Annotated in this window: 12 protein-coding genes; 7 read left to right on the top strand and 5 right to left on the bottom strand. The window is 42.5% G+C overall.

The features are described 5' to 3' along the window. Positions 1–206: 206 nt before the first annotated feature. Entirely contained in the window at positions 207–332 is a 126-nt protein-coding gene (locus tag QUA20_RS30550) for a hypothetical protein (protein ID WP_333194027.1), read from the top strand. Between the two features lie 60 nt (positions 333–392). On the opposite strand, the gene QUA20_RS30545 is transcribed toward QUA20_RS30550, so the two are convergent. From QUA20_RS30545 to QUA20_RS30525, 5 genes are all read right to left on the bottom strand, one after another. Further along, positions 393–611 (bottom strand): type II toxin-antitoxin system HicB family antitoxin, encoded by a 219-nt coding sequence (locus tag QUA20_RS30545; RefSeq protein WP_333194026.1) that lies wholly within the window; start codon positions 609–611, stop codon positions 393–395. Then, on the bottom strand, positions 608–811 hold the full coding sequence (locus QUA20_RS30540; RefSeq protein WP_333194024.1) for a type II toxin-antitoxin system HicA family toxin: 204 nt from the start codon (positions 809–811) through the stop codon (positions 608–610). The genes QUA20_RS30545 and QUA20_RS30540 overlap by 4 nt, the downstream gene beginning before the upstream one ends. 43 nt (positions 812–854) lie before the next feature. Then, the gene (locus tag QUA20_RS30535) at positions 855–1,049 is read right to left on the bottom strand and encodes a hypothetical protein (protein WP_333194023.1); all 195 of its coding nucleotides are present in this window, start codon (positions 1,047–1,049) and stop codon (positions 855–857) included. Positions 1,050–1,432: 383 nt separating this feature from the next. Next, positions 1,433–1,564, bottom strand: a complete 132-nt coding sequence (locus QUA20_RS30530; protein WP_333194021.1) for a hypothetical protein — start codon at positions 1,562–1,564, stop codon at positions 1,433–1,435. A 48-nt stretch (positions 1,565–1,612) separates the two neighbouring features. Next, the gene (locus QUA20_RS30525) at positions 1,613–1,756 is read right to left on the bottom strand and encodes a hypothetical protein (RefSeq protein ID WP_333194019.1); all 144 of its coding nucleotides are present in this window, start codon (positions 1,754–1,756) and stop codon (positions 1,613–1,615) included. Between the two features lie 658 nt (positions 1,757–2,414). Between QUA20_RS30525 and QUA20_RS30520 the strand changes: the two genes are divergently transcribed. The 6 genes from QUA20_RS30520 to QUA20_RS30495 all read left to right on the top strand — a co-directional run bounded on the left by QUA20_RS30520 (position 2,415) and on the right by QUA20_RS30495 (position 11,752). Next, on the top strand, positions 2,415–3,665 hold the full coding sequence (locus QUA20_RS30520) for an MFS transporter (RefSeq protein ID WP_333194018.1): 1,251 nt from the start codon (positions 2,415–2,417) through the stop codon (positions 3,663–3,665). 44 nt (positions 3,666–3,709) lie between these two features. Beyond that, the gene (locus tag QUA20_RS30515; RefSeq protein WP_333194016.1) at positions 3,710–5,473 is read left to right on the top strand and encodes an ABC transporter ATP-binding protein; all 1,764 of its coding nucleotides are present in this window, start codon (positions 3,710–3,712) and stop codon (positions 5,471–5,473) included. An 84-nt stretch (positions 5,474–5,557) separates the two neighbouring features. After that, positions 5,558–7,312, top strand: a complete 1,755-nt coding sequence (locus QUA20_RS30510; protein ID WP_333194015.1) for an ABC transporter ATP-binding protein — start codon at positions 5,558–5,560, stop codon at positions 7,310–7,312. 210 nt (positions 7,313–7,522) lie between these two features. Beyond that, positions 7,523–8,905, top strand: a complete 1,383-nt coding sequence (locus QUA20_RS30505; RefSeq protein WP_333194014.1) for a cytochrome P450 — start codon at positions 7,523–7,525, stop codon at positions 8,903–8,905. Positions 8,906–8,954: 49 nt separating this feature from the next. Then, on the top strand, positions 8,955–10,334 hold the full coding sequence (locus tag QUA20_RS30500; RefSeq protein WP_333194012.1) for a cytochrome P450: 1,380 nt from the start codon (positions 8,955–8,957) through the stop codon (positions 10,332–10,334). Between the two features lie 50 nt (positions 10,335–10,384). After that, positions 10,385–11,752, top strand: coding sequence for an MATE family efflux transporter (locus QUA20_RS30495; protein ID WP_333194010.1), 1,368 nt, complete (start codon positions 10,385–10,387; stop codon positions 11,750–11,752). The last annotated feature ends 378 nt before the right edge of the window (positions 11,753–12,130 follow it).

Genomic DNA, 12,130 nt, shown 5'->3' with positions numbered 1-12,130 from the left:
TCTGACGGAAGGTTCCTGCAGGAACCTTCCGTCAGAAACCAAGCGGGGAAAGGGATTGGAATTATGGGAGAGGTCTAATGGAACTGCTGCTGGCTCAAACCCTTAATTAATTTACGAATGATTTGCGATCGCTATAGAAAAGCTTCTCAATCAGGGAGAGTTAATTATCAAGTGGCAGAGAAAGATCAAAAATAAAGGTAACCATCATGTTGCAACTTGAATGCACATCAGCTTACCAAGATGAAACTCAAGTTGTGCAGCAACTTCAAAACATTTTGACAGCACCGGATGTTTTGGAGAGTGACTCAATGGTGAATGCTCAGGTTGCTTAGTGTGACGATGTAGATTTGAAGGCAATCGCATACCACACCAAAAGAGTTTTACAATACCAATCAAGCAATTTGAAGCGTACTAGGTTCAGGGATAGATTCACCTTCTGCTTCCCAAGCTTCCAAATACATTTTAATAACTTCTTCGCCGTTATGAATCGCTTCCTCACGAGTTTTGCCGTGAGTGCAAGGCATAACCACGCGATCGGAAAATTCTGGAATAGTAACTATAAAAAGTCCATCTTCATCAGACCATTGAGCAATCATACTGTATCGACTCATAAACCTTCGCCCTCCCTTAACTCATTCATTTCAGTTAATAACTGTGCTAACTGCTTTTCTAGGTAGAGTGGCACATCATCTCCATCTTTGCCGGGAATTGTCAGTGTTTTTCTCAGCATTGGATGTCGCCAACTTTCATGGCTTCCTTTGCCGCGCTTGGGTAGATAAACAAAATCTTCACGCGCAATCTGACCTTTCAAATCTCTAATTTTCCTTGGCAGGGATTTTGTGTACTGCTCTACTCTATTTTATCACTTTTTTTCGACTCCTCCAAATGCGATCGCACCTTCTCACCCTCACTTTTCTACAACCTTCTCCCATCGCCTGCTTTAAAAGTTTTTGAAGCGCGATCGCCCTTTCATCAATTCCCCAGAAACACAAAACCCGCGCGAGCGTAGCTATCCCGTAGGGAATCGCCCTTAAAATCAGAATAGACAAACAATATCTAATTTGTTTGAATTGAGTAAAACTTAACCTAGAGAGTTTTCCCTAATTTTATAATAACTGAAAAATATGTTTTGGATTATAAAAAAGTTAATCAGCACAGATCCATAAGGAAACCTCAGTTTAAAGAGCGAACCCAAATCAACAAAGTATCGCCTTTTCGTCAACGAAGCAGGACAAATTTTATTAAACCCAATAACCAACATATCCGATCGCGAGCAGTGGTTGTGGCAAAACCCACAAGCATTAGCCTCAGTCAAGTGCGGCCTCGCACAAGCAGTTAAAGGTTAAGTAGATGATTTAAGTGACTTTTCTAAGTATCCTGAAAAAGGAAATTGAAGACTGATGAATTTAAGGAATAATAATAGTTATTGCAATTACCCTTCACCCTTAAGTCCCGATCGCCCTTCATCACGAGTTAAATCTTCCCGTTCCAGAGTAAGAGTACCTAGCTTTCTCACCTCGCTATCTACTGCGTCTGCGCAAGCTTCAACAAAGCTTTCAATCATGCCCTTGGGTTATTCATGTTCTGTAAGTGGCATTCTGATTTCTAAAACTCATTTACTATAAGCAATTCTCCAGGATCTGCCTTCGCCGAAATCAGACATGATCGCTTTAAATTTTTGCCATTTAATGCCTGTTAAACTAATTAGTTTTTCCTCGCTACTTTGTTGAGAAGGAGTCAATGTTGTTGTTACCATAGGAGGTATAATTAGTTAAACTTTGATTGATTTTAACACGCCCTTCTCCCATCTGCATCCGCTGTAACACTGGCGTCGCGCCTGTGCTTCCGAAGTGAGTTATGTCCACCGTGGCACGGGCGTCTCGCCTGTACAATGGATCGGTTCAAAAAAGTGCGATCGCCCGATCTCCGCGTTAAAGATTTGGTTTCAATAGCGACAATTGAACTAGATTGCTAGATATTGTTGAGGTAGATCGCACTTTGACAGGGCTAGAGTAAAAAAGCTAACCAGTGTCAAAATCGCAGTTTTTCGCCAGAAAGAACTGAGTGAAGCTGTTTCTCTGCTCGATCGCAATGGCGTTGTCGCCATCGAACGCGCAACCTCTCCACTGCTGGAATTAACCTTTGACGGCGATCCTCAAGGGAAAATACTCGATGTGCGACCAATACTGCCCCTTCGACTGAGATATTGAGCCTTTGGTCATCGGTCATTGGTCATCGACTGCTGACTAATGACTCATGACTACTTGACAATAATAATTATTTAGGGTATACATATTGATGAAATAATTTCTCAACCTATTCTTCTACAAAACCCACTTTCCCCGATCGCAATAAGCTGGTGGCGTACTCTCAAGACATTGTTTTTCCCCAGCCAGTCCTCAATCCCCAGTCCCATGATTAACCCAAAAAGCTTAAAGAAATTCGGATTGCTTGGCAGCTTGTACGTATCGCAGTTTATCCCGATCGCGTGTTTGTACGAAGCTTTGCCCGTATTGATGCGCCAGCGTGGGGCCTCCTTAGAAGCGATCGGTTTCCTCCCCTTGTTGACTTTACCCTGGATGCTAAAATTCCTCTGGTCGCCACCGATCGATCGCTACGGTTTCACGCGCTGGGGACACTATCGATTTTGGATTATCTGCTTTCAACTCATCGTTGCTTGCACTATAGTAGCTTTTGCCTTTATTGACATTCAGAGTCAGCTAAATCTTGCATTTCTATGTCTGGTAATAATTTGTTTCGTTTGTGCCAGCCAAGATATCGCCACAGATGCCTTAGCCGTAGGGTTGCTGGAACCCCACGAGCGAGGCTTTGGCAATGGCATACAGAGTGCAGGTAACTATTTGGGTGCAATTATCGGCGGTGGCGGGATGCTGATTTCGATCGAACGTTGGGGATGGAAAGCCAGTATGCTGACTTTGGCGGTAGTCATCGTTATGGCACTGATCCCTGTTCTGGACTACAAAGAACCTACAAGTAAACATCAAAAATCTGCACGCGCTGCATCTAACTCCCAAAAGCCTGCGAATCCCTTCATGGATATTGTTAACTTTTTTCGGCGACCGGGGATCGGATCTTGGCTGGCGATTCTGACACTTTATACAACTGGGCCTTACATGACATCTCGGATGTTTCGTCCCCTGTTGGTAGATATCGGGCTGTCTTTAGCAGACATTGGCTTAATGTTAGGAATTGTGAGTTACGGTGTCGGGATATTGGGCGCGATCGCTGGAGGTTTCCCGATCGCGATTTGGGGAAGAAAACGATCGCTAATTTTGTTAGGTTTTTTCCAAGTTTTAATGATGTTAACTTACTTATTACCAGCATTCGGTGTCACCAATCTACCTATTCTTTATGGGGTGGCGATCGGTACGAACTTTGCCAGTAGCATGGCAGTAACAGTTTTATACACCATTATGATGGACAACAGCCGATTAGAGACTGCTGGCACGGAATACACGCTGCAATCTTCAACTACCTTCTTTGCTGGCATTATCGCTGCCGCGCTCGGTGGCATAATCGCTCAAGCGATCGGCTATAAGGGAGTGTTTATTATTTCTATTGCTATTGCTTTGCTTAGCATTGCGATCGTTGCTAGAGCCTTTAATGATACGACAAGCACCCAGCTAACTCCAGGAATCAAGTAAATAAAGAGCGATTTTGAGGTTATAAAATATCTACAGCAAGCTATATGACTACAAGTTCATCCCCAAGTATCTTCCCGCTACTAGCACCCCAAAAAGGAAAATTAATTCTTGCCGTCGTTCTGCAAGTAATTTCTACAGCGTTGGGATTAATTCCCTTTATTCTCGTCTATTCGATCGCGCTCACCCTGTTCAACCCACCTGTTGACCAAGGGTATATCTGGAAACTAGCGATCGCCAGCCTTGTGGCGATTATAGCGCGATGGAGTTTGTTCGGAGTTTCTAGCACTCTTTCCCATATCGCTGCTTTTAACATTCTGTACAACATCAGGATTAAACTGTCCGAAAAATTTGGCAAATTGCCTCTGGGATACTTCAATTTACACGCGACTGGTGCTTTGAAAAAAGTGATGAATGAAGACGTGGAGTATATTGAATACATGATTTCTCATGGCATTTCAGAAGGAATTGGTCTATTGACGACCCTAGTTTTCACGACTATCTATCTGTTAACTGTTGATTGGCGGATGACTTTGGCAGCATTAACAGGTATCCCAGTAGTCCTCCTGGCTCACAACTTGTTGCTGAGACGCTTATTGCCTCTGGTGCAAGACTACTACGCAGTACAGGATCGCATGAACTCAGCGATTATCGAGTATGTCCAAGGAATACCTGTCATTAAAGCATTTAGCCAAACAGCAGAATCCTTTACTAAGTACAAAGATTCAGTTTGGGACTACCACAAATTTGATGAAGATTGGTCAAAAAAATCACTACTTTCATGGGTTTTGATTCCCCTGAGCGTCACTATCAATTTGCTAGCAATGCTTCCTGTAGGTGTCTGGCTCTTAAGTAACAATAGCCTCTCAATACCAACCTTCATCCTGTTTCTCCTGTTAGGACTGGGCCTTTCCGCACCCTCGATCAAACTGGTCGAATCAACAAGTCTTTATATACAAACTCAAGAGTCAGTTAATCGAATTTACAAGATCTTGAATGAACCGGAACTTCCCGAAACAACAGAAACTATTACTCCTAAAGATTTAACCATTGAATTTCGAGATGTTAATTTCTCCTATGAAGACACAGAAGTTCTGCAAGGTATTAGTTTTGTTATCCCACAAAATAGCATCACAGCACTGGTAGGACCATCGGGTTCGGGAAAGACGACCATCGCCTATTTAATTGGCCGCTTTTGGGATGTCAATTCTGGAGAAGTTAGCATCGGTGGAGTCAATATAAAAGACCTCAAAATAGACGAGTTGATGTCAAAAATTGCCATCGTGTTTCAGAAGGTGGTGCTATTTAATGATACGATTTATGAAAACATCCGTATGGGGAATCCCCATGCTAGTCAAGAGGCGGTAATTGCAGCCGCGAAGGCAGCGCAATGCCATGAATTCATTCAGGCAAAACAGGAGGGTTATCAAACGATAGTTGGGGAAAAGGGAGCGAAATTAAGTGGTGGTCAGCAGCAGCGAATTTCCATTGCACGGGCAATTTTGAAAGATGCGCCGATTGTAATTTTAGATGAGGCTACTGCTTTTATAGATGCGGAGAATGAAGCCCAAATCCAGTCAGCTATTAACTCACTAATTCAAGATAAAACGCTACTGATCGTCGCTCACCGACTCTCAACAATTACAGAAGCTGACCAAATCTTGGTAATAGATCGGGGGCAAGTTGTAGGCAAGGGTAAGCATGAAGAATTGCTGAACACTTCTGCCCTGTACCGCCAGATGTGGGATACCCATGTAGCGGCACAAGGTTGGACTTTTGAGGGCAAACAGCTTGTAGGTGTTGATGGTTAAGGAACTGAATAGGACACAGCATCGCTCTTAAGAACAGTCGCAAACGCAAGTAATTTCCTGGACTAGGAAAATTAAAGAATAAAAATGATTAAGGACTTATTTCAGTTAGCAGGCAAGCACAAGCCGCAGTTCATTCAAGGAACGGTACTTTATGTCATATCGTCGCTGTTTGCGGCTACCCTTAATTTCTTTCTATATCTCATCATTAAGGAACTGTTTGAGAACTCGATCGATATACAAAAAGCAGTCCAGTTTTTTGTAGGGATTGCCCTTTGTATGCTGCTGCAAGGTGTTTTTCTGTATTGGGCAAATAGCCTCACCCAGATCGCTAGCAGCAGGATGATTGGGGATTTGCGTCTGCGCTTGGGTAACCATATCCGCAAATTACCGATGGGGTTTTTCAAAACCAATCAAGTAGGAGATTTAAATGGACTGGTTAGCGATGACATAAAACATATTGAGCCGATTCTTTCCTTGGTTTATCCCAGAACCGTGGGCGCGATCGCCATACCCTTTTTTATCGCTGCCTTCCTAGTATTCATTCATGGGCGCTTAACGCTAGCAACCATGTCGGGTGTACCGATTGCCATACTTATCTATGCGAACAGTCAAAAACTACTAAAAAACCTGACAGAGTTGCAAAAGATATCTTTAGTAGAAGCCAACTCCCGAACGATTGAATACATTCAAGGAATGGCTACAATCAAATCTTTCAATCAAACCGGAAGTCGATTTCAAAAATTAGAGAAAGCTTTGGATGGTTATAAAAAAGCCAATCTTGATATGGTGACACAGTTAGTGACTCCATCGATCGTCTTTTCCCTGGTTTTAGAATTAGGGTTTGTTGTCATCCTATTCGTTGGCCTCTACATCCTATTTGGCGGTAAACTAACTGTACCGATCTTCTTGTTATTCCTGATTTTGGGATTGCGGGTTTATGAACCTTTGTTCTCACTATTTCAATTTTCTGCTCAGACGCGGATTATGGATGCCGCTTTGGCGCGAGTCCTCAATGTCTTGAACACTCCATCACTACCGGAACCCGAGTGCGAACAGCAATTAAATTCATTTGATATCGAGTTTAAGAATGTCTCGTTTAGCTACGAAAATGCCCCCGTGCTGGAGGATATCAGCTTTAAAGTTCCCGAACGAAGTGTTACCGCCTTAGTTGGTCCTTCAGGTTCAGGCAAAACGACGATTACGAATTTGGTTGCCCGGTTCTGGGATGTTAATAGCGGGGAAATTTTCATCGGTGGGGTAAATATTAAAGACATGAAAACCGACGAGTTATTATCCAACATCAGTATGGTGTTTCAGGATGTGTATCTATTTAATGACAGCATCTTGAATAACATCAAATTCGGCAAATCGGATGCTACTTTTGAAGAAGCGATCGCGTCAGCAAAAGCCGCTCAATGCCATGAGTTTATTGTGAAGCTGCCCAAGGGTTACGAAACAGTAATTGGAGAAGGCGGGGCGACCCTTTCGGGAGGTGAAAAACAGCGAATTGCGATCGCACGTGCCATTTTAAAAGATGCGCCGATCGTCCTCCTAGATGAAGCGACAGCTTCGGTTGACCCAGAAAATGAGATTTTGATTCAAAAAGCAATTGACTTGCTGGTTGAGTCGAAGACGCTAATTATTATTGCTCACCAACTTTCTACTATCACAAAAGCTGACCAAATTCTAGTAATTGACGAGGGTAAGATAGTAGCACAGGGCAAGCATGACGAGCTAATTACAAATACCGATGGATTATACAGGAGACTTTGGAATTCTCGGCAACAAGCACGAAGTTGGAAGATAAGTGCGCGCGCGACACTTGTCTGTAGTCAATAGTTAGTTGCAGTTGTTAGGTGGCTAGATGGAGCGATCGCTTGCGCTCCTGCCAACAACAGCAGTTATAAATTTTCTAGTTATGAACTGAATTACCATTCTTAAAAATATGATTTAACAAGGGTGGTAAAAAACTTGTCCTAGTTGGAGCAAGACCTCTTAATCGGTTGACCAATAACCAATCACCACTTACTAAGTTAATAAAAAATACCAATGAACCTACCTTCAGGCCCAAAAGCTCCCATCTGGTTGCAATATCTTAAAATCGCTACCAATCCTATTGGCTACATGGACGATCTCGCCAAACGCTACGGTGACATTTTCACCATCACGTTTGGGTCTATTCCCGTATTATTTGTCAGCAATCCCCAAGGAATCGAGCAAATTTTTACCAATACAAAACAGATTCCAGCTTCTGGAGAGTTGAACGGAGATATGGCCCTAATTACGGGGAACCAAGGAATACTCCAACTCGACGGATTGCGCCACAAACATCGCCGTCAGTTGATGATGCCAGCTTTTCACGGTGCGAGGTTGCGTTTCTACGGACAGCGAATCTGCGATCTGACAGAGAAAATTATCAGTCAGCATTCCATCGGCAAAGTCTTTGTAGCTTACCCATCTATAGAAGACATTACCTTACAAATAAGCATTCAGATTGTATTGGGTTTAAGCGAGGGAGAACGCTACGAAAGACTCAGGAAACTGCTTCCGGCAATCATAAATTTGATGCGGACTCCTTTAATTCAAGCTGCCAACATTCTGCCCTTCCTTCAACGAGATTTAGGTCGTTGGAGTCCTTGGGGGAAACTGCTTCAACTCCGGCAAGAACTTTTCCAACTGCTGGAAGCGGAAGTGAAAGAACGCCGGCAGCAAGCAGATAGGTCTCGCAGCGATATTCTATCCGATTTGATGTTTGCTCGCGATGAAGCGGGTGAGATGATGACAGATGAAGAGTTGCGAGATTTGGTAATTTCGCCTTTATTCGCAGCTCAGGATGCTTCCGCCACAGCGATCGCTTGGGCATTATACTGGATTCACCATTTACCGACAGTACGCGATCGATTGGTGACAGAACTTGATGGCCTGGGCGACTCGCCAGATCCGATGAGTATTGTGGGATTACCCTATCTCACCGCTGTTTGTAATGAAGCATTGCGAATTTATCCCACTCAGTTATTCACATTTCCAAGATTGGTAGAATCACCGATGGAATTAATGGGTTATCAATTGATTCCTGGTACGCTAATCAGAGTTAATATTTGTCTGACTCATCGGCGCGAGGACTTATATCCAGAACCTAACAAATTTAAGCCAGAGCGCTTTTTAGCAAGAAAATTTTCTCCTTATGAATTTCTGCCTTTTGGCGGCGGCACTCGTACTTGTATAGGTGCAACTTTAGCTTTATTTGAAATGAAGCTAATATTAGCAACTATACTTTCACGCTATCAATTAGAACTAGCGGATAGCAAACCGGAACAACCTAAGTTTGAAGGACTACTTTGTTACCCTGTCAGTGGTGTGAAACTGGTAGTCAAAGGTCAGCGCCAACATCAAAAGCAAATGCAGCAGCTAGTATCTAACTTCCCTAATTAGTAATAGCTGATTTCAATTACCAATTACCCATTACTTATTACCCATTACGATGAAACTACCTCCAGGGCCGAAAACCCCCACCTGGTTACTGAACATTCAATTTGCATCTGATCCGATTGGCTACATGGATAGCGTTAGCAAACGTTATGGCGACATTTTCACCATCATGTTTGGTTCTACGCCGGTAGTTTTCGTTAGCAATCCACAGGGAATTAAGCAGATTTTTACCCAGACAAAAGAGATCACCGCTCCGGGTGAGTTAAACGAAGATGTGGCTCCACTGGTGGGTAATAACGGATTGTTATTGCTCGATGGCTTGCGCCACAAAAATCGACGCCAGATTTTAATGCCTCCCATGCACGGTACTCGAATCAAAACTTATGGGAAACTCATTTGTGACCTCACAGAAACGTTAATGAGTCAGCAGACTGTTGGCAAGCCTTTTTTGGCTTACCCTACGATGCAGGTTATAACTTTGGATGTGATTTTACAGGTTTTATTGGGATTGCGTGAAGGCGATCGTTACGAAAAATTGAGGAAGTTGCTGCCAAGAATGATAAGTTTTGCCCGGTCTTCATTGTTAGAAACTTGCTTATCTTTTCCCTCTTTGCAACGTGATTTGGGGAGATGGAGTCCTTGGGGATATTTTAGCGATCTTATGCGACAATTTGACGAATTGGTATTAGCAGAAATTAGCGATCGCCGAAAGCAAGCAAATTCCTCTGGGACTGATGTTCTTTCGGAGTTAATATCGGCTTGTGATGAAACGGGTAAACCTTTGACAGATCAAGAGTTGCGTGATTTGTTTCCTTCACTTATTTTTGGTGGTCGAGATGCTTCTGCAACGGCAATAACTTGGGCGTTGTATTCAATTTACAAGCATCCTGCTGTCCTCGCTCGACTGCTTGAAGAACTTGATGGCCTCGGTGAGAAGCCAGATCATATGAGTATTGTTGCACTCCCTTATCTTACGGCTGTCTGCAATGAGTGTATGCGGATTTATCCAACTCAAGTGATCACATTTTCCAGGATGGTTGAATCACCAATTGAAGTAATGGGCTATGAATTAAATCCAGGTATCATACTAAGAGGATGTGTTTATTTGACTCATCAACGCGAGGATTTATACCCAGACCCCAAGCAATTTAAACCAGAGCGTTTTCTGGAAAAACAATTCTCAAATTATGAATTTCTGCCTTTTGGTGGCGGTACTCGTCGCTGTCCCGGCGAGGCTCTAGCTTTATTTGAAATGAAGCTAATATTGGCAACGATTCTTTCCAGCTATCAACTAGGGCTAGTTGACAAACGATCGGAACGACCAAAGCCTCAAGGTGTTAACTATCCTCCTGCTAGTGGTTTAAAGATGGTGATGCTGGGTCAGCGTCAGCGTCAAGAGCAATATTCCTCCGCAACGCTGGCCGGATCGTAGCACATTGTTACTCTATTCACCACTCTATCAAACCCCAGATTACATTTATAATGACTTCAGAAAAACAAACCAAAGCTACAGATGAAATTCTGCAAGGCAATCTGATTCAATTGATGTTGAAATTATCCATTCCTGGTATTCTAGGAATGTTACTAATTGGATTGAACACTTTTCTAGATCCTTTCTTTGCAGGGCGACTGATTGGTGAAAGTGCTTTAGCAGGCATATCCCTGGCACTACCGTTGACGACGATTGTAATTGGATGTGCCTTGTTAGTTGGCGTAGGTTCTGCTTCGGTTCTCAGTCGCGCTATTGGTGCGGGAGATACCAAAACTCAGTCTAAGATATTTGGCACTTTTATAGTGCTTAGTTTGATTATCTCTTTTTTCATCACTATTTTAGGTTACGGTTTTGGCGATCGATTAATCTCTTTCATGGGAGGAGAAGGCGAAGTTGCCTTATTAGGAGCAGATTATTTTAAGACTTATATGTTGGGATCGGTATTTCTTGTCCTAGCGGTAGGTTCTAGCCAGTTAATCAAATCAGAAGGTAAAGTCATTTTAGCCACAGTATTCTCTGGTATTTACGTTCTAATTGATACCGTTTTAAATCCGATATTTGTTGCTGTTTTTCACTGGGGTATTCGAGGAATAGCTTTGGCAACAGTTGTTTCCTCAATGGTTTATGCGGTCATAAATATTACCTATTTTATTTCGGGTAAAAGTTCTACTCCGCTTCAAATAAAAAAGTTAACTTTGTCAGCAGATTTACTGTCACCAATACTATCGGTTGGTATGTCAGTGCTAATCATGGAGTTAATGACTATAGTTCAACAGGTTGTGATTTTTAAATCTATCGCCTACTATGGAACCGATACCGATATTGCTTTTGCTGGCGCAACGTTGAACTTGTATTCTTTGGCAATAACTCCTGTTTTTGGTTTTGTATATGCTTTACAGCCAGTAATCGGTATAAATTATGGAGCGGGAAATTATCAAAGAATGAAGAAAGGCTACTTAATTTTTGGCATTGGCGGTACAGTTCTGTTAAGCATACTCTGGTTGCCACTACAATTATTCCCGGAAACTTTTCTGGGCTTGTTGCTGCCGAAGGTTGTTTTCACTGCTAACGATATACTCAACTTTCGCATTGTCATTATATTGCTACCCCTACTGTCTTTTATCTTTTGTGGCATTACGTTATTCCAATCCATAGGCAACGGTAAAATAGCGGGAATAATAGTTGTGGCAAGACAAGTATTTCTGTTTATACCAGTAGTGTTAATATTGCCGCTATTCATAGGAATAAATGGGATTTATTATAGCTTAACTGCTGTGGATATTTTAATTTTCCTAATTGTCGCTTTATTTAGTTGGAGAGAATTGGCTCGACTCCAACTTCAAATCTTAGCAAAATAAGTTGGTGGGTTTAATAAGCTGTTCCACATTTAACTTGCCCTAAGAGCATAGTTGGATACCTAAGCCAAGAGGTCGCCCCTCTGACCTGACGCAGGGTTGTTTCATTCTCAATTCCAATTTTCATTCTTCGCCTTTCCAAAGCCTCTGGCTTCAGGGGGCGACAAGCACCCTAGAATGGTTGCTGTATGAGCTTTATAGCCCTCAAGCCCTTTTGATACAATCTGCGCTTACTGCGAATAGAAGTGATTAATTCCTCAACCCATTCTTGATACTCATGAAAGGCAACTATCCAACTATGGTTATACAGCAGATTCCATGTATATGTGGTACACTGTGTTCAGTAGCGATCGCGGAAAAAATGAAACCTTATTCGATTGA

The organism is Microcoleus sp. Pol7_A1 (genome assembly GCF_036701085.1).
In the GTDB taxonomy this organism is placed as follows: Bacteria; Cyanobacteriota; Cyanobacteriia; order Cyanobacteriales; family Microcoleaceae; genus Microcoleus; species Microcoleus asticus.
The sequence above is the reverse complement of the archived record's forward strand: the minus strand, read 5'-3'. Positions and strand labels throughout refer to the sequence as shown.